General features: G+C 39.2%; 29 protein-coding genes. 19 read left to right on the forward strand and 10 right to left on the reverse strand.

All coding sequences use genetic code 11. From position 1 onward, the window contains the following. Positions 1–145: 145 nt before the first annotated feature. The 3 genes from namA to proC form a co-directional block, all read right to left on the reverse strand. Entirely contained in the window at positions 146–1165 is a 1020-nt protein-coding gene (gene namA / locus QE429_RS10165; RefSeq protein ID WP_307286888.1) for an NADPH dehydrogenase NamA, read from the reverse strand. A 76-nt stretch (positions 1166–1241) separates the two neighbouring features. After that, positions 1242–2381: a glycosyltransferase family 2 protein gene (locus QE429_RS10170; protein ID WP_307286889.1), complete on the reverse strand. Its 1140-nt coding sequence runs from the start codon at positions 2379–2381 to the stop codon at positions 1242–1244. Positions 2382–2442: 61 nt separating this feature from the next. Continuing rightward, positions 2443–3288: a pyrroline-5-carboxylate reductase gene (gene proC / locus QE429_RS10175; RefSeq protein WP_307286890.1), complete on the reverse strand. Its 846-nt coding sequence runs from the start codon at positions 3286–3288 to the stop codon at positions 2443–2445. 488 nt (positions 3289–3776) lie between these two features. Between proC and QE429_RS10180 the strand changes: the two genes are divergently transcribed. Together QE429_RS10180 and QE429_RS10185 are read left to right on the forward strand one after the other, a co-directional pair. Further along, positions 3777–4736, forward strand: coding sequence for an MBL fold metallo-hydrolase (locus tag QE429_RS10180; RefSeq protein WP_307286891.1), 960 nt, complete (start codon positions 3777–3779; stop codon positions 4734–4736). Positions 4737–4774: 38 nt separating this feature from the next. Further along, a complete protein-coding gene (locus QE429_RS10185; RefSeq protein WP_307286892.1) occupies positions 4775–5572 on the forward strand; it encodes an SDR family NAD(P)-dependent oxidoreductase in 798 nt (265 codons plus the stop codon). A 48-nt stretch (positions 5573–5620) separates the two neighbouring features. On the opposite strand, the gene QE429_RS10190 is transcribed toward QE429_RS10185, so the two are convergent. After that, a complete protein-coding gene (locus QE429_RS10190; RefSeq protein ID WP_307286893.1) occupies positions 5621–5812 on the reverse strand; it encodes a YqzH family protein in 192 nt (63 codons plus the stop codon). Between the two features lie 159 nt (positions 5813–5971). Here QE429_RS10190 and QE429_RS10195 point away from each other — a divergent pair, with 159 nt between their 5' ends. Both QE429_RS10195 and QE429_RS10200 read left to right on the forward strand, forming a co-directional pair. After that, positions 5972–7231, forward strand: a complete 1260-nt coding sequence (locus QE429_RS10195; RefSeq protein ID WP_307286894.1) for a Y-family DNA polymerase — start codon at positions 5972–5974, stop codon at positions 7229–7231. Positions 7232–7250: 19 nt separating this feature from the next. Then, positions 7251–7586, forward strand: coding sequence for a YolD-like family protein (locus QE429_RS10200; protein WP_307286895.1), 336 nt, complete (start codon positions 7251–7253; stop codon positions 7584–7586). A 131-nt stretch (positions 7587–7717) separates the two neighbouring features. On the opposite strand, the gene QE429_RS10205 is transcribed toward QE429_RS10200, so the two are convergent. Beyond that, positions 7718–7924, reverse strand: coding sequence for a CDGSH iron-sulfur domain-containing protein (locus QE429_RS10205; protein WP_307286896.1), 207 nt, complete (start codon positions 7922–7924; stop codon positions 7718–7720). 146 nt (positions 7925–8070) lie between these two features. On the opposite strand from QE429_RS10205, the gene QE429_RS10210 reads away from it, so the two are divergent. Continuing rightward, the gene (locus tag QE429_RS10210) at positions 8071–8403 is read left to right on the forward strand and encodes an iron-sulfur cluster biosynthesis family protein (RefSeq protein WP_307286897.1); all 333 of its coding nucleotides are present in this window, start codon (positions 8071–8073) and stop codon (positions 8401–8403) included. A gap of 185 nt (positions 8404–8588) precedes the next feature. Here the strand turns inward: QE429_RS10210 and QE429_RS10215 are convergent, their stop codons facing one another. From QE429_RS10215 to QE429_RS10225, 3 genes are all read right to left on the reverse strand, one after another. Continuing rightward, complete coding sequence (locus QE429_RS10215) at positions 8589–9512, reverse strand: alpha/beta hydrolase (RefSeq protein WP_307290761.1); 924 nt, start codon at positions 9510–9512, stop codon at positions 8589–8591. A 276-nt stretch (positions 9513–9788) separates the two neighbouring features. After that, complete coding sequence (locus QE429_RS10220; protein WP_307286898.1) at positions 9789–9929, reverse strand: hypothetical protein; 141 nt, start codon at positions 9927–9929, stop codon at positions 9789–9791. Between the two features lie 78 nt (positions 9930–10007). Beyond that, on the reverse strand, positions 10008–10913 hold the full coding sequence (locus tag QE429_RS10225) for a hydroxymethylglutaryl-CoA lyase (RefSeq protein ID WP_307286899.1): 906 nt from the start codon (positions 10911–10913) through the stop codon (positions 10008–10010). A gap of 143 nt (positions 10914–11056) precedes the next feature. On the opposite strand from QE429_RS10225, the gene QE429_RS10230 reads away from it, so the two are divergent. The 4 genes from QE429_RS10230 (at position 11057) to QE429_RS10245 (ending at position 14009) form a co-directional block, all read left to right on the forward strand. Next, the gene (locus tag QE429_RS10230; protein ID WP_307286900.1) at positions 11057–12244 is read left to right on the forward strand and encodes an acetyl-CoA C-acetyltransferase; all 1188 of its coding nucleotides are present in this window, start codon (positions 11057–11059) and stop codon (positions 12242–12244) included. A gap of 29 nt (positions 12245–12273) precedes the next feature. Beyond that, entirely contained in the window at positions 12274–12963 is a 690-nt protein-coding gene (locus QE429_RS10235) for a CoA transferase subunit A (RefSeq protein WP_307286901.1), read from the forward strand. 24 nt (positions 12964–12987) lie between these two features. Beyond that, positions 12988–13656: a 3-oxoacid CoA-transferase subunit B gene (locus tag QE429_RS10240; RefSeq protein ID WP_307286902.1), complete on the forward strand. Its 669-nt coding sequence runs from the start codon at positions 12988–12990 to the stop codon at positions 13654–13656. A 98-nt stretch (positions 13657–13754) separates the two neighbouring features. Then, the gene (locus QE429_RS10245; protein WP_307286903.1) at positions 13755–14009 is read left to right on the forward strand and encodes a YqkE family protein; all 255 of its coding nucleotides are present in this window, start codon (positions 13755–13757) and stop codon (positions 14007–14009) included. A 28-nt stretch (positions 14010–14037) separates the two neighbouring features. Here the strand turns inward: QE429_RS10245 and QE429_RS10250 are convergent, their stop codons facing one another. Together QE429_RS10250 and mciZ are read right to left on the reverse strand one after the other, a co-directional pair. Further along, positions 14038–14949 carry an aldo/keto reductase gene (locus QE429_RS10250; protein WP_307286904.1) on the reverse strand — a complete coding sequence of 304 codons (912 nt, stop codon included), beginning with the start codon at positions 14947–14949 and terminating at the stop codon, positions 14038–14040. 63 nt (positions 14950–15012) lie between these two features. After that, positions 15013–15144: a Z-ring formation inhibitor MciZ gene (gene mciZ / locus QE429_RS10255; protein WP_307286905.1), complete on the reverse strand. Its 132-nt coding sequence runs from the start codon at positions 15142–15144 to the stop codon at positions 15013–15015. A 71-nt stretch (positions 15145–15215) separates the two neighbouring features. Between mciZ and QE429_RS10260 the strand changes: the two genes are divergently transcribed. From QE429_RS10260 to QE429_RS10305, 10 genes are all read left to right on the forward strand, one after another. Next, a complete protein-coding gene (locus QE429_RS10260) occupies positions 15216–15770 on the forward strand; it encodes an NUDIX domain-containing protein (protein WP_307286906.1) in 555 nt (184 codons plus the stop codon). Then, positions 15767–16930 (forward strand): endonuclease Q family protein, encoded by a 1164-nt coding sequence (locus tag QE429_RS10265; protein WP_307286907.1) that lies wholly within the window; start codon positions 15767–15769, stop codon positions 16928–16930. Before QE429_RS10260 ends, QE429_RS10265 begins: the two co-directional genes overlap by 4 nt. Before the next feature lie 126 nt (positions 16931–17056). Beyond that, positions 17057–17704: a stage II sporulation protein M gene (spoIIM, locus tag QE429_RS10270; RefSeq protein WP_307286908.1), complete on the forward strand. Its 648-nt coding sequence runs from the start codon at positions 17057–17059 to the stop codon at positions 17702–17704. Positions 17705–17812: 108 nt separating this feature from the next. Continuing rightward, positions 17813–18274 (forward strand): ferric iron uptake transcriptional regulator, encoded by a 462-nt coding sequence (gene fur, locus QE429_RS10275; protein ID WP_307286909.1) that lies wholly within the window; start codon positions 17813–17815, stop codon positions 18272–18274. Between the two features lie 150 nt (positions 18275–18424). Then, the gene (locus QE429_RS10280; RefSeq protein ID WP_307286910.1) at positions 18425–18649 is read left to right on the forward strand and encodes a YqzK family protein; all 225 of its coding nucleotides are present in this window, start codon (positions 18425–18427) and stop codon (positions 18647–18649) included. 4 nt (positions 18650–18653) lie between these two features. Continuing rightward, positions 18654–19547 carry a site-specific tyrosine recombinase XerD gene (gene xerD / locus QE429_RS10285; RefSeq protein WP_307286911.1) on the forward strand — a complete coding sequence of 298 codons (894 nt, stop codon included), beginning with the start codon at positions 18654–18656 and terminating at the stop codon, positions 19545–19547. 229 nt (positions 19548–19776) lie between these two features. Beyond that, positions 19777–20961: a phosphopentomutase gene (deoB, locus tag QE429_RS10290; protein WP_307286912.1), complete on the forward strand. Its 1185-nt coding sequence runs from the start codon at positions 19777–19779 to the stop codon at positions 20959–20961. 57 nt (positions 20962–21018) lie between these two features. Then, positions 21019–21837, forward strand: coding sequence for a purine-nucleoside phosphorylase (locus tag QE429_RS10295; RefSeq protein WP_307286913.1), 819 nt, complete (start codon positions 21019–21021; stop codon positions 21835–21837). Positions 21838–21943: 106 nt separating this feature from the next. Beyond that, positions 21944–23248 (forward strand): pyrimidine-nucleoside phosphorylase, encoded by a 1305-nt coding sequence (locus tag QE429_RS10300; protein ID WP_307286914.1) that lies wholly within the window; start codon positions 21944–21946, stop codon positions 23246–23248. 313 nt (positions 23249–23561) lie between these two features. Further along, positions 23562–24734, forward strand: a complete 1173-nt coding sequence (locus QE429_RS10305; protein ID WP_307286915.1) for a D-alanyl-D-alanine carboxypeptidase family protein — start codon at positions 23562–23564, stop codon at positions 24732–24734. The last annotated feature ends 118 nt before the right edge of the window (positions 24735–24852 follow it).

The following is a 24852-nucleotide window of genomic DNA, read 5'->3' on the forward strand; positions in this document are numbered from 1 at the left end:
AAAAGTCGCTCTTTGACTTTACTTGCCGAAGGTTATTTGACCCGAGGGGCTAGGCGTTGGAGCTGGACAATTCTCGAAGGAATTTTATACTTTCTTATCATTAAAAAAAAAGCACTTACCGATTTTGGTAAGTGCTTCTCTGTTCTTATACCCATCCTCGCTCGTACTGCTTAGGGCCTTCGAGGGTGACGCCAAGTTCCTTGGCTGCTGTTCGTGGCCAATATGGGTCACGCAGCAACTCGCGTGCTAGGAACACTAAATCAGCTCGGTCATTCTGTAATATTTCCTCAGCCTGAATCCCTGTGGTAATGAGACCGACTGCACCTGTTGGGATTTCAGCTTCATTTTTAATCGTTTCAGAATATTTCACTTGATATCCTGGATAGACATGTATGTGGGCTGGTACCACTGCGCCAGAACTTACGTCTACCAAGTCCACACCTTGTTCCTTCATCCACTTTGCAAATAAGACGTAATCTTCCGGAGTTAATCCTTCTTCATGATAATCATTCGCAGAAACCCTTACGAACAGAGGACCTTCCCAAACGGTTTTCACAGCTTCGATGACTTCACGCAGCAAGCGGTAACGGTTCACAGCAGTGCCGCCATATTCATCCGTCCTTTTGTTGGAAAGCGGAGATAGAAACTCATTAATTAAGTAGCCATGGGCACCGTGAATTTCAATTACATCGAAACCAGCTTTGGCAGCTCGTTCCGCCCCTGTTTTAAAGGCTTCCACTGTATCTTTAATATCAGCTTCTGTCATTTCTTTAGGAGCTTTCGATTTTTCATTGAAAGCAATCGCTGAGGGTGCAATGATTTCACCTTCTAATACTGCTTTTCTGCCGGCATGGGCAAGCTGAATGCCTGTTTTCGCGCCATGTTCTTTCATTAGGGTGTTTAACTCTTTGAACCCATCAATGTGCTCATCACTCCAAATCCCTAAATCCTGTGGAGAAATTCGGCCCTGTGGAGTAACGGCAGTTGCCTCAACGATAATTAAACCAACCTGTCCGACTGCTCTACTTGTATAGTGAGTACGGTGCCAGTTTTGAAGAAGTCCATCTTCATTATGGCTGGAGTACATACACATTGGAGCCATAACAATTCGATTTTTTAATGTCACTCCCTTTATAGTAAGGGGAGAAAATAATTTGGTTGTCATCTCAAAAGCCCTCCTGTTTCATACTAAATCCTTCTTTAGTATAGCAAAGGGTATAAATTTAATGTACAATACTGCTTCAGTCGTGGTCCTTTAACTCACTCAAACGGTAAGTAGTCCCTCTCCAAACGATCCCTCCGCGTTTAAAGGTCAGCAGGCTAGCTCGAATAATTGAATAAATAAAAAGTAAAGCGGTGATAGGGAAAACCAGAAACAGCACAGGAGAAAAGACCGTCATTCTTCTTATAATCATCACATATAGGATGCCACTAGCAACTATATTTCCTAAGCTTAATAGGGCGACTGTTTTGTTTTCGGAAAAAATCGTCAGGAACGGAAGGACATTGGTGATAAATACACCAAATATCGAAAAAAATACCATGCTTACTTGATAATTTAAACCAGCAAACGTATTTTTTTCGAGGCCAATAAATGCTTCCTTTAAACTCCCATACCATTCGACTTCAATTAACCGAAGTGCAGTGACTATCCTTTGACGATAGCCTGCCTTTTTGATTTTCATTCCTAGCTGCAAGTCATCGTCAGGCCGCATTTTTAACTTTTCATGTGTTCCAAATGATTCATATGCCTCTTTTGAAATAAGATTGAATGCGCCAATTCCTGTACCAATCTTTGATTTTGGATTATTTGCCATCCAAGGACGTTTAAAATAGGAAAATCCAAATAGAAAAAAAGCTACAAAGGTCTTTAACCAAAAATGGTTTGCATGTAAATTAGGCGTTGCTGTTAAATGGTCAAGTTTATGTCTCTCAGCATAATGAAGTGCCTTTGCGAATGCTTCTTTTTCGTACTTTACATCGGCATCAGTGAACAATAGCCATTTTCCTGAGGCTAGTTGAGAGCCTTTATATAATGCATGATTTTTTCCTAACCAGCCTTCTGGTAATTCTTTTACATGAATAATCTTAATCCGTGAATCTTCCTTTTTTAAATCGTCCAAGATTCTTCCAGTTTGATCGGTGGAGCGATCGTCTACCACAATCCATTCCACCTTTCTATAACTTTGATTCAACTGGCTTATGATACTTGCTTTTATTTGCTTTTCTTCATTTCTTGCTGCTACTATAACCGACAATAGTGGCCCTGCTTTTAGGCTCTCTTCCTTTTCAAGAGCATCTAGCTTACGAAAACCTAAAAAAGCATCAACTAGAAAAACAATCCAAACAAGGATCCCTAAAGAAAATATTACGGTTAACATGCCTCACACATCCTGGCCTTTTTTCTTATAAGTTTATAGAAAACGGGGCCAAACATCCAATTTAGGAAGTCTGGTCCGCCGTCTCAAGTTGCGAACGTAAGGCCGCTCCCATTTTCTTTGATTGAGCAGTGGCTGCCTTAATGCAAGAAATGAATGCTTGCTGCACACCGTTTTCTTCGAGTACTTTCATGCCGGCTTCTGTTGTTCCACCAGGGCTAGTTACATCCATGCGCAGCTGTGTGGAGGATTTAGATGAATTCTTAACCATTTCTGCTGCTCCAATCAGTGTTTGAACAATGAGTTGGCTTGCCATTTCTTTTTCAAGACCTACTTCGACCGCACTCTTTTCCATTGCTTCAATCAAATAATAGATATAGGCTGGACCGCTTCCTGATAGCCCTGTGACAGCATCTAATTGTTCTTCTTCAACAAATGTAGTTAAACCTATCGTACTAAAAAGATTTCTGGTTGCTTCTAGCTGCTCTTCAGTAACGCGCTGATTCACTGCTACTGCGGTTGCTGACTTGCCGACAGCGGCTGAGGTGTTTGGCATAGATCTTACAATTGCAAGCGGTATTCTTGCTAAGGTTTCAATTGTGTCCATGGATACACCTGCTAATACGGATACAACTAACATGTTCTCATTTATATATTGACGAATGGCCTGGATAGCTGTTGCAACATCTTTTGGCTTCATCGCTAACATTACAATATCTGCGCCGTTGAAAAGTGAATTCAAATCGTACGTACTGCTCACACCATATCGTTCTCTAAGACTTGTAAGCCTTTCTTCATTTGAATTGTTTGTTACCCAGATATTTTTCCTATCAATTAAATCATTATCAAGAATTCCCGATATGAATGCTTCAGCCATGGAGCCCGCACCAATGATCGCCATTTTGTTCATTTTGTTTCCTCCTTTTTCTCCCGTAAAATAAAATAGACCTCTCATCCATAAAGGACGAAAGGTCTAGCTTCCGCGGTACCACCTTCATTTATCCCTATTTAGATAATTGTAAATAGGGATTCACTTGACTCCGATAACGCCGGATGTGCGTTAGGTTTTCCTAAGTGCTCATAAGGTAGGTTCAATGATTAAGAGGGCAGAGAAACCTTTCAGCCTATGGGTTTCACTCTCTTTTGCCATTTTTCATTTACTGGCCTTAGTCATCGCTTTAACGTAGCAAATTTTAATTGTGATTATGCAAGAAAAAGGGCTTGTCTGTCAAGAAGAATATTGTAAGAATTTTTTATTTTTTCTAAAAAGTTATGCAGAAATAATGACAATTTATGAATAAATCGCTACACTTTAATTTATACATTATATGATGGAATCGGTTCATAGCTACATATTTGAATATCTTTATTTAACAATAATATTAAGGGGTTTTTATCATGACAGAATGGAAAAATGGAATTGCTAAAATTACATTACCAACACCCTTTCCAGTTGGCGATGTCAATGGGTATTTGATTAAAGGTGATCGATTAACACTAGTGGATGCAGGCGTAAAGACGGAAGAGTCATGGAATTCATTAAAAGAGCAACTGGCAAATTTACATTTAAGCCCCAAGGACATTGAACAAGTGATTCTTACCCACCATCACCCGGATCATGCAGGAATGCTTGACTTTTTTCCTGATTCGTTAGAAGTGTATGGTCATATATTGAATGAACGTTGGATACATCCAACTGAAGATTTTTTTCAAGAACAAGAAGAGTTTTTTCGGTTGTATTTTAAGGAGTTTGGTCTCCCGCAGGAGTATTTTCCTTTCCTTTCTAAGCTCAGAAAAACACTGAAGTATTCCTGTAATCGGTCACTAACCGGATATCTTTCTGAAGGGATGAGACCTAAAGGGCTTAATGATTGGGTGGTAATTGAAACCCCAGGTCATGCTCAGAGTCAAATTGCTCTTTTTCGAGAAAAGGATGGAGTACTAATTGGTGGCGATTTGATTCTTGCTCACATCTCACCAAACCCATTACTTGAGCCGCCGGCACCCGGTGAAAAAGAAAGGCCAAAGCCACAGCTTCAGCACAATGATTCGATGAAGAAGCTGCTAGCGTATCCGATCCGCTGTGTGTACACGGGTCACGGTGAAGAAGTGTACGAGTTGGAAGATCTAATAGAAAAACGACTCACACGACAACATGAACGAGCGATGACGGTGAAAAATTGGCTGAAAGAGGAGGAACTAACTGTATTTGAAATCTGTAAGCGCCTGTTTCCAACCGTCTATCAGCGTGAACTAATGCTTACCATATCAGAAACCGTCGCTCAACTTGACTATTTAGCCTCTATCGGCGAAATTAGTAGTAATGATAAACAGCCCGTTCTCTACAAGGCGACTTAAAGATAGAGAAACGGGAGTAAGCGAGTAGAGGTGTTTAAGTGGGAAGGGAACAATTAAAAGGAAAAAATATAGTGATTACCGGTGCATCTGGAGGAATTGGTGCAGAAATCGCTAAGCTATGTGCAGCAAGCGGTGCCAATCTTGTTTTGTTGGCAAGAAGTATTGATAAGCTTGAGAAGCTTCAATCTGAAATTCAGGAAGCCTATCGTGTTAATGTCAATGTTTTTCTGCTTGATGTATCTGACACGGCACAGGTAGAGAAGGTATTTAAACAGATTTTTGAAATGACTGATCAGGTTGATATTCTTGTCAATAATGCAGGCTTCGGCATTTTTCGTGAAGCACATAAAGCATCAATGGATGAAATCAAGGGAATGTTTGATGTGAATGTAGTGGGGCTGATGGCATGCACGAGTATGGTGCTGCCGAAGATGCGGGAGAGGCGTTTTGGCCATATCATTAATATTGCCTCGCAGGCAGGTAAGATTGCGACGCCAAAATCAAGTGTATACTCAGCTACTAAGCATGCCGTACTTGGTTATACAAATGCGCTAAGAATGGAGCTTGCGGATTATAATGTGCTAGTAACGGCCGTTAATCCAGGACCAATCGCTACTAATTTTTTTGACATTGCAGATGAACAAGGCACATATGTAAAAAATGTACAGCGGTACATGCTTCAGCCTGAATTTGTTGCAAGTAAGGTGGTTAATAGCATGCTGACGAAAACAAGAGAAATCAATTTGCCGCGCTGGATGAACATGGGAAGCGTGGTTTATGTTCTCTTTCCTCGGTTGTTTGAGCGTCTGGGCAAGAGAGCATTTAACTCAAAATAATTGTAATTAATCCAGCCTCGATTTGAGGCTTTTTATTTTGTCTAAATTTCACCCGGTTAAAAACTCATAAACTGTGTCATTTATGATCTCGTGTAAATCTGCTTTTGGTTCTTCTACTTTTACTAGCAAAATCCTATTGATTAGGTCCTCTAAATCTTTTTCGCCAATAGGCATGGATTCAGTTGAATAATACTGCTTTAGACAGTTTAAAATCATTTTTTTTATCAGCTCTTTTTCCACCAACATACACCTCATCCATTATTATAACGCTTTTTTAGTTAATCACTATAAGAAAAATTGTCAAAAAATCCCCATTGAATACGAACGCATATTCGCTTATGATTATGAGTATAATAAAAAGGAACAAATGTTCGAAAAAATAAATGTGAGGGAAACGCTATGGTAGATTACAGTACGCTGCCTCAAAACAAAATCTTATGTGTGGATATGAAAAGCTTTTATGCAAGCTGCTCCGCTGTCATGCTTGGTCTTGACCCCTTGAATTGCTATTTAGCTGTTTGCGGTAATAAGGACCGTCAAGGGAGTATAGTACTTGCTGCTTCCCCAAGATTAAAAAAAGAATTTGGGATTAAAACGGGGTCACGAATGTTTGAAATTCCTGAAGATCCGAGGATTCAAATTGTTGAGCCCAAGATGGCAACGTATTTACGTATTTCTACAGAAATTTCGCGTGTGTTTAACCGCTATGTACCAAAAGAGGCCATTCATACGTATAGCGTCGATGAAAGTTTCATTAAAGTGGACGGTGCTAAGCATTTGTGGGGAGATGCTGAGACGATTGCTCGAAAAATAAAGGATGATATTGAGCGGGAATTTCAGTTGCCATGTGCAGTAGGGATTGGACCCAACATGTTGATGGCAAAGCTTTGCCTGGATCTTGATGCAAAGAAAAAGGGAGTGGCAGAGTGGACATATGACGATGTCCAGACAAAGCTTTGGAAGGTATCGCCGCTTAGAGAAATGTGGGGAATTGGCAGGCGTGTGGAAAAAACTTTAAATAGTATGGGGATTTTTACCGTTGGGCAGCTGGCCCGCTACGACTTAGAAAAACTAGAAAAGAAATTCGGGATTATGGGAAATCAACTTTATTATCATGCCTGGGGAGTGGACCTTTCTGATTTGGGAGCAACCATTATTCAGGGACAAATTAGCTTTGGAAAAAGCCAAATTCTTTTACGGGATTATAAAGAGGAAGAAGAGATTAAGGCCGTCATCTTAGAAATATGTGAAGAGGTTGCACGAAGAGCAAGAACTCATCGAAAGGCGGGGAGAACCATAAGTCTTGGAATAGGGTACAGTCAGGATGAATTTGGGGGCGGCTTTCATCGCTCAAGAACCATTTCACAGCCAACAAATGTGACGATGGAGCTTTACCGTGTTTGTTTGGAATTGTTTCACGAGCATTATACAGGAAAGACGGTACGGCAAATTTCTATTGCTATTAGCAATATTATTGATGATCACGAGCTGCAGCTTGATCTTTTTGATATGAGTGCATACAAGAGAAGAGAGCTGGGCTATGTGGTTGATGCTGTCCGGAGACGATTCGGTGCAGGCTCTCTGCTGCGCGCAGTTTCTTATACAGCTGCAGGAACCGCCAAGCACCGGGCCACCTTAGTTGGAGGGCATAAAATGTAACGAAAGAAGGTTGAAGCGCATGATTCGCGACCGCGGGAAAATCAAATGGACGTCGATGATGCTTCCAGAGCACGTGAAATTGCTTAGGGAATGGGTGAAGGAAGACGGATACGAACAAAAAAGAGAAATGGATGAACAGCAGTTGGAGCTCATGAACGAGGTACTCTCTGAAGCCGTTGAGTTTGATCAGTTCGTTACCATTACACATTATCGGAATCGTAACTATGAAATCGTCATTGGAAAAATCCATTACTGGGATGAACTGCAACAAAGGCTTCATATCGTTGACCGATTTGGAGAAGTACATCGTATTCCTGTTAGGGATATCGCTGATATCAGACTGACGGATTTATGAAATAAAGGCTGTGTTAAAGAACAGTGTTGATTTATACATCCTGTTGATTGGAGTAGAAATCAACAGACAAGTTTAACAGAGCAAAATAAAAGAAAAAGAGCGGTCCTAATGAAAGGCCGCCCACTTGCTTTCTATTCCCCTTTAGGAACACGTACTTGCGAATCAAATTTCCCTTTATGCGAGCCGTCACAGTATGGCTTATTGTTTGATAACCCACAGCGGCAAAGGGAAAAGGCTGGTTTCGCTGGATATACGTTACCTTCGCCATCAATCAATTCTACATCACCTGTAATTCTTAATGAACCATTATCATTTACTTTGATTTGTACTTTTGACAAAGAAAGCACCCCTTTTATAATTTCATATTAACTTTGAGAATAACTGGAATATAAGGAAAATGCAACAACAAAAGACGAGCAAAAAAATAAAAATCACATAAAACCTATGTTACAATCACGATATGCTTAAAAAAGGGGATTTAAACATGCAGATTAATATTACAGAAGCGGCAATCGAAAAAATTAATGAAAGAACAGCAGACCACAACGGGTTTTTAAAATTAAAATACGATACAGATGGCTGCGGTTGTGCCGTAAATGGTGTAATTGCTTTATGGTTTGTGCCTGTCTTGGAACAAGATGACATAGCCATCGAAACAAATGATCAACCGGTATATGTGGAAAAAGCGAAAACCGTCTTTTTAGACGATGAAATGAAAATTGATTTTTCTCCAACAGCCAATTGTTTTCAATTAAAAAGTCCACAGCAAATTTTAAATGGACGTATGAGTCTTATTATGAAAGAAAAAACAGACTGATCCTAAATGGGCAGTCTGTTTTTTCTAAATTTGATAAAAATGTATAAAATTCGACTTTGAGAATTGTCCAGCTCCAGCGCCTAGCCCCTCGGGTCAAATAACCTTCGGCAAAAAAAGTCAAAAAGCGGACTTTTCTTGCCGAAGAACATTTGCCTGTCGGGGCTACCAAGTCGCTTCCGCCTTTCTTAATTTACTGATAAAGGCTGATGAACGTATTTTTCTAAGAATTCATCAATGACGCGTTCATAATCAGCGGGGTTTTCGTTAAAGGACTGGGCATGGCGTCCATTTTCAGCAAGGTATAACATTTTTGGCCCCTTTTTTTGCTCAAATAAATCCTTTGTCATAGTAGGGAGAATAAAGTCATCTTTTTTACTATGAATGAACAGAACAGGATGTTTAATATTTTCAATAACTGAAATGGGTGATACATTCTGGATAGAATATTTGTCTCGAAACCGTAATAGAATATCTCCTATTGGTAGTAAGAGTCCAGGGAGAAGCTTAAAGTCTTTTTTTATAAGGTAAGCCAGCTGCTCCTTAAAATCCGAAAATGGGCAATCAGCAATATAAAAATCTGCCCCGTCCTCAAGAAGTCCGGCATATAACAGCATAGTAGCAGCACCCATTGATTCCCCATGAATACCAAGTTTTAGGTTCGGTCCTTTTTCTTTTTTCATCCAATCCACAATCGTTTTTAAGTCGAATTTTTCATAGTGGCCAAAGCTGGTTGTTTTTCCGCCGGATTCTCCGTGGCGGCGATGATCATAAATAAAGGCATTAAAGCCTCTCTCTAGGAACAGGTTTGCATATTTAATCGAGTTGATTTTTGTCTCCGTTACGCCGTGAGAGATAATGATATACCGGTTCGTCGAATGTGGTTCTAAAAGGACTCCTTTAATCATGTAACCAAAAGGAGAAGGAATATCCACCTCCTGCTTCGGCACAGTCTCAAACTCATCAGGTTTATACCTGCCAGCTTCCTTTTCCCGCCTTAAAATTAACTCTTCATCTTTTTTCTTCATGTACATTAGACGGTTTGTAAAGTATAGAGCAAGAGATAACCAGAAAAATAACACAATAAACAGGGCTCGAAATGCCTTCCTCACCATTGGCACCTCCCGAAGTATTTCCTATAGAATATGAAAGCTATCATTATAGCGCCCATAAATTGACAATCTTAATTGTAGCATAAAAAAAGCCGCTCATACCAAAAAGCGGCTTTGCTATCAATAAAAGAAGAATAAAATTCGATTTTGAGAATTGTCCAGCTTCAGCGCCTAGCCCCTCGGGTCAAATAACCTTCTGCAAGTAAAGTCAAAGAGCGACTTTTCTTGCAGAAGAACATTTGCCTGTCGGGGCTGGTCAAGGCGCTTCCGCTTTTTTTATTGCTCTGCATTTTGCCTTTTTGTTGGATGTATTGCTTTTTCTAGTTCCTCGGCAGCAATCATTCGTTTGCCGCCTCCAGCTGTGTCAGCGTAGTTTTTTCCGCTTTGGCTGTTCCCTTTATCCCGCTTTTGGCTCATAAATCCAAGTCTCCCTTCAAGATGGTCTCAATTATTAAGATGCATTACAGGAAGACCGATTATTCACAAAAACATAATCTAGACCGTTTGCGCATGGAGACGGTAATAACTGCTTTCAATTTGTCTTGAAAGATGTGGGCGAACGATCTCAATCGCATCAAGAAGTTTCTCCAAACTCACACCAGTCTCAATACCCATCCTCTCAAGGAAATACACCACATCCTCCGTGGCTGCATTTCCTGCCGCCCCGGGAGCAAATGGGCAGCCGCCAAGACCGCCAGCCGACGTATCAAACCGGTCAATACCTGCCTGAAGGGAAGCAAAAATATTCGCAAGAGCAAGCTTTCGTGTGTCGTGGAAATGGGCGGTTAACAAGGTGTCTGAAAACTTTTCTTTTAACTGTGAAAATAAGGAGTACGCTTCGTTGGGTGCAGCCATGCCAATGGTATCAGCCACACTTAATTCATCCACGCCAGCCTCGATAAACTCAGAACAAAGCTTTACAGTATCTGTTTCATTTATTTTTCCTTCATAAGGACAATAGAAGGCTGTCGAGATACAGGCACGAACAAAATAGTTCTTTTCTTTTAGTTCCTGGATGATGGGTTTTAGCTCCGCCATACTATCTTGTGTTGTTTTATTGATGTTTTTTAGATTAAAACTGTTGCTGACACCGACAAATACGGCCACCGCCTTACAATCAGTAGAATAAACCCGGTCAATCCCCTTACGGTTTGGGGCAAGGACAAAGTTTCTCGCGTTTCCATCAAGGCATTCCGCAACAATTTCTGGAGCGTCTCCCATTTGTGGCACCCATTTTGGGGAGACAAAAGACGTCAATTCCATTTCCTGAAGACCAGCTTTTCTTAAGCTATGAATGAATTGTTTTTTTATATCAGTAGGTACAAATAATTTTTCATTCTGCAGACCATCTCGTGGGCCAACTTCAATTATCGTCACTTTTTTAGGTAAACTTAGCATCATTTTCCCTCCAAACTATTCATACTCTCATTGTAGAGGTGGTAAATTACAAAAATCAAGAATAATAGAAATTTTGACAAAATAAGAGGAATTTCTATATTTAACTAGAAATAGTTAATGTAAAAAGCTAGAAGGGAGTATCGAAAATGAGCCAAACAGAAGTAGTTATTATCAGTGCTGTTAGAACGGCATTAGGGAATTTTAATGGCAGTTTAAAAAGCGTATCGGCACCTGCACTAGGAGCAGCAGCCATAAAAGGAGCGCTGGAACAGTCTGGCGTAAAGCCGGAACAAGTAGATGAGGTAATTATGGGGAATGTGCTCCAAGCAGGGCTAGGACAAAATCCAGCAAGACAAGCGGCTATTCAAGCGGGAATTCCTGAAAGCGTTTCCTCAATGACGATTAATAAAGTTTGTGGTTCTGGATTAAAGGCTGTTCACTTAGCAACTCAGGCAATTTTGGCGGGAGACGCTGAGATTGTAGTTGCAGGCGGAATGGAAAATATGAGCCAAGCACCATATCTATTAAAAAATGCTCGCGAAGGCTTTAAAATGGGCGATCAGATATTAGTAGACACCTTGACCTCCGATGGCCTAACATGCGTGTTTAATGACTATCACATGGGAATTACTGCTGAGAATTTAGCGAGCAAATATAGCATTACTCGAGATGAGCAGGATGAATTTTCGGCATGGAGTCAAAGAAAAGCTGTAGAGGCTATAGAAGCAGGCAGATTTAAAGATGAAATCGTGCCAGTTGTCATTCCCCAGCGCAAAGGGGACCCAATTGTCTTTGATACAGATGAGTATCCGAAAAAAGGAACAACTGCAGAAAAATTGGCGGGATTACGTCCTGCATTTAAAAAAGAGGGCACAGTAACAGCGGGAAACGCTTCTGGAATCAATGATGGGGCTGCGGCTGTAGTGGTCATGAGCAAGAAAAAGGCAGATGAGCTAGGTCTTAAGCCTTTAGTAACGATAAAGGCCAATGCAAATGCAGGGGTAGATCCTAGTATTATGGGGATTGGACCGGTTCCTGCAGTAAGAAAAGCACTTGAAAAAGCTTCTCTTTCAATGGAAGATCTAAACCTAATTGAGGCAAACGAAGCCTTTGCTGCTCAATCGCTGGCCGTTGATCGTGAACTTCATTTTAATAAAGAAATATTAAATGTAAATGGCGGCGCTATTGCCCTTGGACATCCAATTGGGGCAAGTGGGGCAAGAATTCTAGTCACGTTGATTCATGAAATGAAGAAAAGAAATGCGAAAAATGGCCTAGCCACACTGTGTATTGGCGGGGGTCAAGGTGTTGCAACAATTGTAGAGCTTGCTTAAAACCTTTAACTTGAGGGGGACATAGTGAAATGAAGAAGATTTGTACATCCTTTCGGGATGCGGTGGCAGATATTCATGATGGTGCAACATTAATGGTTGGTGGATTTGGTCTGTGTGGAATCCCAGAAAATCTTATCCTAGCCTTAGCTGAAAAAGGTGTAAAGGATTTAACGGTCATTTCTAATAACTGCGGGATTGATGAATGGGGCTTAGGACTTCTCTTAAATAATAGACAAATCAAAAAAATGATTGGATCATATGTAGGGGAAAATAAAGAGTTTGAGAGACAAGTGTTAACGGGGGAGCTTGAGGTAGAGTTAACACCGCAGGGAACATTAGCTGAAAAAATTCGAGCGGGTGGAGCTGGAATCCCAGCTTTCTATACTCCTGCTGGGGTAGGCACACCTATAGCAGAAGGAAAAGAAAAAAAAGTATTTAACGGAAGAGAGTACCTTTTAGAGGAAGCACTGGTAGCAGATTTTAGTTTAGTGCGTGCGTGGAAAGGGGACAAAATGGGGAATCTTGTTTATCACAAGACAGCTCGAAATTTTAACCCAATGATTGCCGCAGCTGGAAAAGTAACGATTGCTGAAGTCGAAACACTCTATGAAATTGGCGAACTGGATGCTAATTTTATACATACTCCAAGCATCTATGTTCAGACCATTATTGAAGGGGCTCAAGAAAAACGGATTGAGAGATTAACTGTTAAAAACTAGAGTCGGTGAAGGGAGAGAAGTTGAATGGCAAATGAAAAAATCTCTGTCAGAGAGAGAATTGCGATTAGGGCAGAGAAAGAAATAGAAAATGGCTTTTATGTAAATTTAGGCATCGGGATGCCAACTCTTGTTGCCAATTATATGTCAGCCAATAAACAGGTAGTTCTTCAATCAGAGAACGGTCTGTTAGGAATTGGTCCATATCCATCAAAGGCCGAAGTGGACCCTGATTTAATTAATGCAGGTAAAGAGACAGTAACAGCCATTGCCGGGGCAGCTTATTTTGACAGTGCTGAATCATTTGCGATGATCCGTGGTGGTCATGTTAATATTGCGATTCTTGGTGGAATGGAAGTATCGGAAACCGGAGATCTGGCAAATTGGATGATTCCAGGAAAGATGATTAAAGGTATGGGCGGTGCGATGGATCTGGTTCACGGTGCTCGAAAGATTATTGTCATCATGGAGCATGTAAATAAAAAAGGTGAATCCAAAATTTTAAAACAATGTACACTTCCGTTAACAGGAAAAGGGGTAGTGAATCGGATTATTACTGAGCGTGCAGTAATGGACGTAACTGACTCAGGTCTAAGACTTGTTGAAGTTGCCGAAGGTTTTACAGTTGAAGATGTTGTTAATTCAACAGAAGCTACATTACATGTTGATGAAAATGTAAAACTAGAAGCTTATTAATTAGAAAGCAGGCTGTTAAAACGAACAGCCTGCTTTTTTGTCGGGATTTTACAAGAGATGATATACTATACTTAAAAAATTATAAAGGGGAAGTAGGAATGAAAAAGAAATCCAAGCAATCAAGACAAGCTGCTCCAAAAAAAGATGAGTCAGCGGTAACGTTAAAAGACCTTATTAATCCAAATTTAATGAAGCAGTTAAAGGAGCAGCAGGATCAGTTGAAGGCGGAGGAAGAAAAAAGAAAAGAAGCGGAAGAACAGCGGAAACGGGAAGAACGGAGATTGAAGGAAAAGAACAAATCGTTTGAAGAGCTTTTAAATGAAAGTGGGATGAATTGGAAGGAGTTTAAGTAAAAGGGAGAGTATATGCTCTCCCTTTTACTTATCGATGTTCACTATAAATAGTTGCCTTCGTTAGTTCTCTTATTATCATTAATTCTTCTTCTGTCAAAACCTGACTTCTGACAGCATGGGCATTTCTTTTAAGCTGTTCCGGGCTGCTGGCACCAGCAATAACTGAAGTAACTGCAGGATTTGCGAGATTATAATGGAGTGCTATCTCTGTAAATGAGCGGGATGAAGCCACTTTTTCTTTTAATAAAGGTAAGATTTTGTTTAAATCGCCCAAACTATAATCCAAGTATCCTTTGTCAGATGCCTTTTCCATTAACTTATCGCTTAAAATTCCCTTTGCCAAAGGCCCGCGAGTGACGACGCCAATTCCATTCTCTTCAAGAAGGGATAAAACCGTTTCTTCAGGCCTGCGATCAAGAATACTATATTGCATCATCACAGACACGATATTTGATTTTTTTACATATTCCCTTATTACATTAGGTCGTATCGATGATATGCCATAATAGCGAATGTAACCTTCTTCCTTCAATTCTTCAAATGCTTCGATGGTTTCATCAATTGGGTCATCGATAGTCCCGCCATGTAATTGATAAAGATCAATATAGTCAGTGCCTAGACGCTTTAGGCTATGTTTCACTTCTTCTTTAATATAGGCCTTAGAAGGGTCCCAAGACCAACCAGATCGCTCGTTGTTCCAGCGGTTTCCAACCTTTGTAGCAATAATTACCTGTTCACGGACATTCTTTAAGGCGTTACCCACTAATAGTTCATTTTCGCCAAAATCGTACAAGTCCGCCGTATCAAAATAATTAATCCCTTCTTCAAGAGCCGCTTCAATAATTGCTCTTGCTGGCTTCTCCTCCGTGCCAATAGACATACAGCCAAGACCTAACTCTGTTACAAATAAATCCGATTTTCCCAATTGTCTTTTTTTCAAAAAATCACCCCGTCCTTTTCTATCATTTTATTAAAGAACAGGACAGACTACAAACGACAGGATTTATTTTTGTGGAACATTTTTCAACCACTCGGATACGGTGTGGTATTCCTTGTTATACTCTTTTAACATTTGCACAATCTCCCATCCCTTGCCAACTAGAATGATTCCCTTTTCATACACATAGACTTTCATTCCATACTCCTCCAATTAAAGTATGGTAAAATGTATGAGCAGAAAATAGGAATAGAACAGGAGTGACCATAATGAGTAATCTCGAAGAAAAGACGCTCCATAGTGAAGAAATTTTCTCAGGTAAAGTGATTAGTCTTCATTTACAGGATGTGGAGCTTCCAAACGGTAAACAGAGTAAAAGAGAAATAATTAAACATCCAGGGGCCGTCGCTATTTTAGCTATTACGGATGGCCAAAAAATAGTTATGGTTGAGCAATTTCGGAAAGCATTAGAAAGAACAATTGTAGAAATTCCTGCCGGAAAGCTCGAAAAGGGGGAAGAGCCTTCTCTTTGTGCCCGACGAGAATTAGAAGAAGAAACAGGGTATGAATGTGAAAATCTAGATTTGCTTACTTCCTTTTATACATCCCCAGGCTTTGCTGACGAAATTGTACATGTCTATTTGGCAACAGGTTTAACAAAAAAGGAAAATTCAGCTGCACTTGACGAAGACGAGTTTGTTAATCTTGAAGAACTGACGCTTGAAGAAGCACTAAGATATGTAGAAGAACAAAAGATATATGATGCCAAAACGATTTATGCAGTGCAGTACTTACAATTACAAGAGGCGTTGAAAAGTAAATGAACCGCTACTATGTAGATCTACATATTCATATTGGGCGAACGTGGACGGGCAAGCCAGTAAAAATTACAGGTGCTAAATCACTTACTTTCAGCAATATCATTGAACATGCACGACATGAAAAAGGGCTAAATATGATCGGGATAATTGATAGCCATTCACCAGAAGTGATTCTTGAAATGGAAAGTCTCATACAAAGTGGTGACGTTGTTGAACATCCAGATGGCGGATTAGTGTTTGGGGACTTAACCGTTATTCCAGGTTCCGAATTAGAGATTTATGATGAGCAATGTAACGGGCCCATTCACTTGCTCTGTTATTTTCCCACTCTTTCTGTCATGAGAGAATTTTCATCATGGCTTTCTGGTCATTTGAAAAATATACAATTAAGCTCCCAACGAATTTATGTCACCGGAATCGTATTACAAAAGAAGGTAAAAGAATTGGGAGGCATCTTTATTCCTGCCCATGTTTTTACCCCATTCAAAAGTCTCTACGGTAAAGGTGTGAACCACTCACTAACTGAGGTGTTAGATCCAGAAATGATTGATGGGATCGAACTTGGGCTAAGTTCTGATACCAACATGGCTGATCAATTAAAAGAATTACATGATTTCACTTTTGTAACCAATTCTGATGCACATTCGCTAGCGAAAATTGCACGTGAATACCAAGTAGTTGCAATGCAGGAGCCTACCTTTTTAGAATTACAAAAAGCATTAAAAGGGATTGATAGTCGGAAGATTATTGCAAACTATGGACTTGATCCACTACTTGGAAAATACCATAAAACAGTATGTGCAGAGTGCCTTAACCCGGCTTCTAATAACGAGCAGCTTTGCACACTATGTGGTAGCAATAAGATGATCAAAGGTGTGGCCGATAGAATTTTGGAACTTAAAACAGCCGAGGAAAGTCCTGCGAAAAGGCCTCCTTACATCCACCAAGTACCGCTTGAGTTCATTCCTGGTCTCGGACCGCGCTTACTCGAAAAGCTGGTGAATCATTTTGGAAGTGAAATGGCGATTTTACATGAAGTGCCGTATGAGGCATTAAAAGAAATCGTATCGCCAAAAATTGCAGAGTTGATTATGAAAGCGAGAGAAGGAAGTATAAGCCTTGCTGCTGGTGGAGGCGGAAAATACGGTAAAATTGCAGATTAATGCAGAGAAAACCCGTCAGTAGAGACTGACGGGTTTTTTGCTTAAACTCTATTAAAATATGGTCATAGAAATACTAGACTGGCATAGAATGTAATAATCGATTTGAGAATAGTAGGAGGAACCCAGATGAAAAAACGATTGTACCAGTCCGATGTCGCTAGTTATTTCCGTGAGAACTCCTCAATTTTTTTATTTATAGTGATTCTATTTTTGATGGGAGTCATTTTTGGGGCTATTGTTGTAAATAGCATGAGTATTACACAAAAGGAAGATTTATTCTATTATTTATCACAATTTTTTGGCCAAGTTTCTGACGGAAAAGTATCAGAGGACAATGAATTGTTTTTACAGAGCTTCTTCCATAATAGTAAGTTCATTGGGCTAATGTGGGTGTTGGGCATTTCAATTATTGGTTTACCTGTCATTCTTATTCTTTTGTTTATTAAGGGAATGGTAGTTGGGTTTACAGTTGGTTTTCTAGTTAGTCAAATGGGCTGGAATGGATTTATGCTAGCTTTTGTCTCGATCTTACCGCAGAATTTGATTATCATTCCAGTATTTATAATGATGGCAGCATTCTCAGTTATATTCTCACTGAGAATGGTAAAAAAACAATTTATGAAAAAATATGCCCAGCCAATAATGCCTTTTTTTAAACGTTACATTTTTGCTTTAATTGCCGCAGTAATTTTTATTTCTGCAGCCTCAGGTATTGAAGCCTTTTTATCTCCTTGGTTAATGAAAACAGTGGTAAGTTCAGGTATTTTAAAATAAATATTATTTAATAATTAGTATAAACTGTTGTTTATAATAATTTTATTTTGACTCTCTTTTCTCATCTGTTATAATGAGAATTAACAGTGGCGAGGGAGGGCCTTCAGGATGGAAACTAGAATTGAGAGAATAAAGAAACAGTTGCATTCAGCGAGTTATAAATTAACTCCTCAGCGTGAGTCAACCGTTCGTGTTTTGCTAGAAAATGAAGAGGATCATTTAAGTGCAGAAGATGTGTACCTCCTCGTAAAAGAAAAATCGCCTGAAATTGGTTTAGCAACTGTTTATCGTACACTCGAATTGCTAACAGAATTAAAAATTGTTGATAAAATTAACTTTGGTGACGGTGTTTCCCGCTATGATCTGCGTCAAGAAGGTGCGGCACATTTTCACCATCATCTTGTTTGTATTGAATGCGGAGCTGTTGATGAAATTCAGGAAGATTTATTAGAAGATGTGGAAGCAGTTGTTGAACGTAGGTGGAATTTTAAAATAAAAGACCATCGTCTTACCTTCCATGGCATCTGCTATCGTTGTCAAGATAAAGTAAAAGAAGAAGAAGTTGAATAAAGTAAAATGAGTCCTTTAACTGAAAAGGGCTTTTTTCTTTTTTGGGGAAAGAATAGTATGAAATAATTCTCTCTATTAATGAAGACTAGGTATAAAACTTGTACATTCTGGCATAGCTTTTACTAGTAATCATTAATTGGGGGAAGAGAGATGTCATTTATTAAAATTGCATTTCAAACGATAAAGGTCTTTATCATTTTCACTGGGTGCACGATTCTATTTTATTATGGTATCATGTGGGTATCCGAAGAATATCAAAATTATCATCGCTATGATGAACCGGAAGGAGCTGCATTAAAAGTATCTAATGCAGTCAATGAAGAGAATTCTTCCTTGTTAGATCGGCTGATGTTGTTTTACTTAAATGGGGAGTAATGTGATGGAAGATCAATTAAAAGATTTTATGCATTTTTTAATAGTGGAAAAAGGGCTTGCAAAGAATACGATTGTATCTTATGAGCGGGATTTAAAAAGCTATCTTCATTATTTAAGAAATGTTGAATCTATTTTAGATTTAAATGAAGTGCAGCGTATTCATATTGTGCATTTTTTAGGATTTTTAAAAGAACAAGGAAAATCCTCAAAGACTTTAGCGAGACATATTGCATCGGTTCGTGCCTTTCATCAATTTTTATTACGGGATAAGGCAACGGATCAAGATCCATCTGTTTTGATTGAAACACCCAGACTAGAGAAGACCTTACCAAAGGTGCTAAGTTTACAAGAGGTAGAAATCCTTCTAGATACTCCAAAACAAAATGACCACTTTGGTATTAGGGATAAAGCGATGCTTGAGCTTTTATATGCAACTGGAATCCGCGTGAGTGAGTTAATTAGCTTGGATCTCGATAATGTCCACTTAACTATGGGGTTTGTTCGTTGTATTGGAAAAGGAAATAAGGAGCGAATTATTCCAATAGGCCGTACAGCCTCCGAAGCATTGAAGATTTATCTAGAACAAGGAAGACCGCATTTTGTTTCAAAGGAAACAAGAGAGCAAGCATTGTTTTTAAATCATCAGGGAAAGCGCTTAACGAGGCAAGGATTTTGGAAAATATTGAAAAAATTAACAAAAGAGGCGGGAATAGAAAAAGATTTAACACCGCATACATTAAGACATTCTTTTGCTACCCATCTTTTAGAAAATGGGGCAGATTTGAGAGCAGTTCAAGAAATGTTGGGACATGCCGATATCTCAACAACCCAAATATACACACATGTAACAAAAACAAGACTGAAGGATGTATATAGTAAATTTCATCCTAGAGCTTAGGAGATTACTAGATAACCTGTAAAGTCACAAAAGTGTCAAAAAGCTGCTGAAAATTTCAGCAGCTTTTTCTTGTATTTTCAAAAACATCTAGTAAAATAGAGATGAGATGTCAGACTTCTGACAAATAGAAATTTATTATGTCTCATAATCCTAAATTAATGCGGGAAATATAGTATTGTAATTTTACTATTTGCAAACGGTTTCTATGAATAAAAGGAGGAAGAATCGCATGGGTATAAATACATATAAACGGATTTTCATTATTGTTATGGATTCAGTAGGTATCGGTGAGGCGCCAGATGCTGAACGCTTTGGAGATAAAGGAGCAGATACGTTAGGGCATATTGCTGAAAGAATGAATGGACTTAACATGCCAAACATGGGCAAATTAGGCTTAAGTAATATCCGTGAACTTAAAGGAATAGAAAAGGCGGAAAAACCGTTAGCTTATTATACAAAAATGATGGAAGCATCGAACGGAAAAGACACCATGACTGGGCATTGGGAAATTATGGGTTTAAATATTCAAACACCGTTCAGAGTGTTCCCTGATGGGTTTCCTGCTGAACTTATCTCCGAATTAGAACAACGCACTGGTAGAAAGATTATTGGAAATAAGCCTGCAAGTGGGACAGAAATTCTCGATGAACTTGGTGAAGAACATATAAAGACAGGTGCATTGATTGTCTATACCTCTGCAGATTCTGTCCTCCAAATTGCGGCACATGAAGAAATTATTCCGATTGAAGAACAGTATAAAATCTGTAAAATCGCTCGTGAATTAACACTTGATGAAAAGTATATGGTTGGTCGCGTTATCGCTCGTCCTTTCTTAGGGGAACCAGGAAACTTTAAACGTACAGCAAATCGCCATGATTATGCATTAAAACCATTTGACCGGACTGTAATGAGTGAACTGAAGGATGCAGGTTTAGATGTTATAGCAATCGGAAAAATTTCTGATATTTATGATGGCGAAGGTGTGACAAAGTCACTAAGAACTGTCTCTAATATGGACGGAATGGATAAGTTAGTTGAAACTTTTGACATGGATTTCACAGGCATTAGCTTTTTAAACCTCGTTGATTTTGATGCATTATACGGTCACCGCCGTGATCCTGAGGGTTATGGAAAGGCATTGGAGGAATATGATGCACGTCTGCCTGAAGTATTTGCAAAAATGAATGAAGATGATCTTCTAATGATTACAGCTGACCATGGAAATGACCCTGTTGCACCAGGTACAGACCATACACGTGAATATGTACCACTTCTTGTATATTCAAAGGGAATGGCTGAAGGGAAAGAAATTTCAATGCGTGAAACCTTTGCTGATCTAGGAGCAACGGTTGCTGATAACTTTAATGTCAAGATGCCTAACTACGGTAAGAGCTTCTTAAATGAATTGAAATAAATTGAGTCGCCAAAAATGAATGCTGTTAAATTTAATAGCCTAAAAAGGAGTAAGATGATGAACTTCGAAACAATTAATACTGCCGCTACTTTTTTGAAGGGGAAATATGCAAATACCCCAAAAATAGGTTTAATACTAGGATCTGGTCTGGGAGTTTTAGCAGATGAAATTGAAAACCCAGTAAAAATTCCTTACAACGAGATTCTGGACTTTCCAATTTCAACAGTTGAAGGACATGCTGGACAATTAGTCTTTGGTTTGCTAAGTGGTGTAGAGGTTGTAGCAATGCAGGGCCGCTTCCATTTCTACGAAGGATATAGTATGGATAAAGTTACATTTCCTGTACGTGTTATGAAGGAGCTAGGAGTTGAAGTTCTTATTGTGACCAATGCTGCAGGAGGGGTAAATGAAAGCTTCTCAGCTGGAGATCTAATGATTATTACTGATCACATTAATAATATGGGAACAAACCCGTTAATTGGACCAAATGATTCGAAGCTTGGCGTGCGCTTCCCTGACATGTCAGAGGCATATACAAAAGAGTTGCGTCAATTAGCGAAAGGCATTGCCGAGCGTCTAAATATTAAGGTTCAAGAAGGGGTTTACCTTGGAAATCCAGGCCCGGTTTATGAAACACCAGCTGAAATCCGCATGGCAAGAGTACTTGGCGGGGATGCAGTTGGAATGTCTACAGTTCCAGAAGTAATTGTTGCGCGTCACAGTGGAATGAAGATTCTTGGGATTTCATGTATTTCCAATATGGCAGCGGGTATCCTTGACCAGCCGTTAACACATGATGAAGTCATTGAAACAACAGAAAGAGTAAAAGCAGACTTCCTTCGTTATATTAAAGAAATAGTAAAAAACATTGGATAATGTGTTATAGAACATTGTTGACTATTATACTCTGTTGATTGGAGCGGAAATCAACAGGAAATTGTAACAAAGCCAAAATATTAAATACTAAGAAGTGGTGATATTCATGAGAATGGTTGACTTAATAGAGAAAAAAAGAGATGGACAGGAATTATCAACAGAAGAAATTAAGTTCATTATTAACGGATATACAGATGGTTCAATCCCTGATTATCAAGTAAGTGCCTTAACCATGGCAATTTTCTTTCAAGGTATGACCGAAAAAGAAAGAGCGGATTTAACTATGGCAATGGTTGAATCAGGAGATCAAATTGACTTATCTCAAATAGAAGGAATCAAGGTTGATAAACACTCAACTGGTGGTGTAGGTGATACAACTACACTTGTTCTTGGACCACTTGTTGCAGCATTAGGTGTACCGGTTGCGAAAATGTCTGGGCGTGGATTAGGGCATACAGGCGGGACAATTGATAAATTAGAAGCAGTAAAAGGATTCCATGTTGAAATCGAAAATGATGAATTTATGGATCTTGTTAATAAAAATAAAATTGCGGTTATCGGCCAAAGTGGTAACTTAACTCCTGCAGATAAAAAGCTATATGCGCTTAGAGATGTAACTGCAACAGTTGATAGCATTCCACTCATTGCAAGTTCGATTATGAGTAAGAAAATTGCTGCTGGTGCAGATGCAATCGTTCTTGATGTTAAAACTGGTGCTGGGGCATTTATGAAAACTTTGGATGACTCAAGGGAACTGGCTAAAGCAATGGTTCGCATCGGGAACAATGTTGGAAGAAGAACTATGGCCGTGATCTCGGATATGAGCCAGCCACTTGGATATGCAATCGGTAATGCTTTAGAAGTTAAAGAAGCCATTGATACTTTAAAAGGTGAAGGTCCAGAAGACTTGACAGAACTTTGCTTAACACTCGGAAGCCATATGGTGTACTTAGCTGAAAAAGCAAGTTCATTAGAAGAAGCACGTACTCTCCTTGAAAATGTGATTAAAGATGGTTCGGCACTTGAAAAGTTAAAAGTATTCTTAAGTTCTCAAGGTGGAGATGCTTCCATAGTTGATGACCCGTCTAAAATGCCACAGGCAGAATATATTATTGAATTAGAAGCGAAAGAAGATGGATATGTTTCAGAAATTGTAGCCGATGAAGTAGGAACTGCTGCAATGCTTCTTGGTGCAGGAAGAGCAACAAAAGAATCAGTCATCGACCTAGCTGTAGGACTTGTTTTAAGAAAGAAAATCGGCGACCAAGTGAAAAAAGGCGACTCATTAGTAACTATCTACAGTAATTTTGAAGATGTAAATGAAGTCAAAGAGAAACTTTATGAAAACATCAAAATTTCCTCTTCAAAAGTAGAAGCACCAATTCTTGTACATGAAGAAATTACTCAATAATTGATTAATATAAAAAGACTGTTATAAAGAACAATGTTGATTTTTATAACCTGTTGATTGGAGTGGAAGGCACGAAGACTCCTGTGGGAGTATGGTTCAGGGGAGACCCCGCAGGCGCAAGCGCCGAGGAGGCTCGCCGAAACACCCACGAACCGCTCGTGCCTGGAGCGGAAATCAACAGACATGTTTGACAGTAAGCAAAGGCTGACTCATTTGGGTCAGCCTTTATTTTTTTATACAAGAGAGGTAAAAATTGTATAAAGTAATTTATTTTGGAAAAAATGGAGGCTATAAAGAATGGAGGGTTATGCGAATGAAAAGAATGGTCTCTTTATTAGTGACATCTTTATTACTTACAAGTTTATGGGGGCCAGCTGCTTTTGCAGCTGAAGAAAAGAAGAGTACTGACATTGTCAGTGATGTGAAATCTGCCATTTTAATTGAACGAGATACGGGTACAGTCCTTTATGAGAAAAATAGTAATGATGAACTGCCGCCTGCTAGTATGACAAAAATCATGACAATGCTTTTAATAATGGAAGCAATTGATAAAGGTAAGCTTACCTGGAATGAAAAAATACGGACAAGTGAATACGCAGCTTCAATGGGAGGATCGCAGATTTTCCTTGAACCTGGTGAAGAAATGACTACAAAGGAAATGTTAAGAGGAATTGCTATTGGTTCCGGTAATGATGCTTCGGTGGCCATGGCTGAGAGAATAGCAGGTTCAGAAGAAGCATTTGTTGATATGATGAATGATAAAGCAAAAGAGCTAGGATTAAAGCACACTTTCTTTAAAAATACTACAGGGCTCCCAGTGAGCGGACATTATAGTACAGCAGCTGACATGGCTATGATGGCAAAAGAACTGCTCAAATATGAAGACATCACAAAATTCACAGGAATGTATGAAGCCTATCTCCGTGAGAATACAGATAAGAAGTTTTGGCTGGTTAATACGAATAAATTAGTTCGATTTTATCCTGGCGTAGATGGATTGAAAACTGGCTTTACTGCTGAAGCAAAATATTGCTTAACGGCAACAGCACAAAAAGATGGCATGCGTGTCATTGCAGTGGTTTTTGGCGCCCCGACATCAAAGGAAAGAAATGCACAAGTAACGAAAATGCTGGATTATGCCTTTAGTCAATATAAAACACACCCAATGTTTAAACGGAGTCAAACGATAGGTGAAGCAAGAATTAGTAAAGGGAAAGAAAAAACAGTTAAAGCGGTGACAAGTGAACCTCTTTCCTTACTAACAAAAAAAGGTGAAAAGACTGAAAATGTTAAACAAAAAATAGTAATGGCCAAAAATCTGAAGGCACCAATTGCCAAAGGGGATCAAGTAGGGACCATTCAATTGATTAAGAATGGTAAAGTCATTCTCGAAAGTCCTTTAGTAGCAAATAAAGCAGTCAAGGAAGCAGGTTGGTGGACATTATATAAGCGTTCATTTGGTATGTTTACCAAAGCGGGTAAATAACCGTTGTCGAAACAACCTATAATGTAACTAGTTTTAGCGAAAAACGACTAGTTTTGTAATGACAGAAGGATATTAGCTGTCAAAAAGCGAATTGACTCACTATACCAGATTAAGGAGG

Origin of the sequence: Bacillus sp. SORGH_AS_0510 (genome assembly GCF_030818775.1) — a bacterium.
In the GTDB taxonomy this organism is placed as follows: Bacteria; Bacillota; Bacilli; order Bacillales; family Cytobacillaceae; genus Neobacillus.

Coding starts and splice junctions, on each gene's coding strand:
- spoIIM (WP_307286908.1), top strand. CDS start 17,057: ATGAAAAAACGATTGTACCAGTCCGATGTCGCTAGTTATTTCCGTGAG.
- QE429_RS10220 (WP_307286898.1), bottom strand. CDS start 9,929: ATGAGCCAAAAGCGGGATAAAGGGAACAGCCAAAGCGGAAAAAACTAC.
- QE429_RS10280 (WP_307286910.1), top strand. CDS start 18,425: ATGTCATTTATTAAAATTGCATTTCAAACGATAAAGGTCTTTATCATT.
- QE429_RS10195 (WP_307286894.1), top strand. CDS start 5,972: ATGGTAGATTACAGTACGCTGCCTCAAAACAAAATCTTATGTGTGGAT.
- QE429_RS10235 (WP_307286901.1), top strand. CDS start 12,274: ATGAAGAAGATTTGTACATCCTTTCGGGATGCGGTGGCAGATATTCAT.
- fur (WP_307286909.1), top strand. CDS start 17,813: ATGGAAACTAGAATTGAGAGAATAAAGAAACAGTTGCATTCAGCGAGT.
- QE429_RS10230 (WP_307286900.1), top strand. CDS start 11,057: ATGAGCCAAACAGAAGTAGTTATTATCAGTGCTGTTAGAACGGCATTA.
- QE429_RS10180 (WP_307286891.1), top strand. CDS start 3,777: ATGACAGAATGGAAAAATGGAATTGCTAAAATTACATTACCAACACCC.
- QE429_RS10300 (WP_307286914.1), top strand. CDS start 21,944: ATGAGAATGGTTGACTTAATAGAGAAAAAAAGAGATGGACAGGAATTA.
- namA (WP_307286888.1), bottom strand. CDS start 1,165: ATGACAACCAAATTATTTTCTCCCCTTACTATAAAGGGAGTGACATTA.
- QE429_RS10260 (WP_307286906.1), top strand. CDS start 15,216: ATGAGTAATCTCGAAGAAAAGACGCTCCATAGTGAAGAAATTTTCTCA.
- proC (WP_307286890.1), bottom strand. CDS start 3,288: ATGAACAAAATGGCGATCATTGGTGCGGGCTCCATGGCTGAAGCATTC.
- QE429_RS10305 (WP_307286915.1), top strand. CDS start 23,562: ATGAAAAGAATGGTCTCTTTATTAGTGACATCTTTATTACTTACAAGT.
- xerD (WP_307286911.1), top strand. CDS start 18,654: ATGGAAGATCAATTAAAAGATTTTATGCATTTTTTAATAGTGGAAAAA.
- QE429_RS10240 (WP_307286902.1), top strand. CDS start 12,988: ATGGCAAATGAAAAAATCTCTGTCAGAGAGAGAATTGCGATTAGGGCA.
- mciZ (WP_307286905.1), bottom strand. CDS start 15,144: ATGAAAGTCTATGTGTATGAAAAGGGAATCATTCTAGTTGGCAAGGGA.
- QE429_RS10225 (WP_307286899.1), bottom strand. CDS start 10,913: ATGATGCTAAGTTTACCTAAAAAAGTGACGATAATTGAAGTTGGCCCA.
- deoB (WP_307286912.1), top strand. CDS start 19,777: ATGGGTATAAATACATATAAACGGATTTTCATTATTGTTATGGATTCA.
- QE429_RS10295 (WP_307286913.1), top strand. CDS start 21,019: ATGAACTTCGAAACAATTAATACTGCCGCTACTTTTTTGAAGGGGAAA.
- QE429_RS10200 (WP_307286895.1), top strand. CDS start 7,251: ATGATTCGCGACCGCGGGAAAATCAAATGGACGTCGATGATGCTTCCA.
- QE429_RS10265 (WP_307286907.1), top strand. CDS start 15,767: ATGAACCGCTACTATGTAGATCTACATATTCATATTGGGCGAACGTGG.
- QE429_RS10245 (WP_307286903.1), top strand. CDS start 13,755: ATGAAAAAGAAATCCAAGCAATCAAGACAAGCTGCTCCAAAAAAAGAT.
- QE429_RS10210 (WP_307286897.1), top strand. CDS start 8,071: ATGCAGATTAATATTACAGAAGCGGCAATCGAAAAAATTAATGAAAGA.
- QE429_RS10170 (WP_307286889.1), bottom strand. CDS start 2,381: ATGTTAACCGTAATATTTTCTTTAGGGATCCTTGTTTGGATTGTTTTT.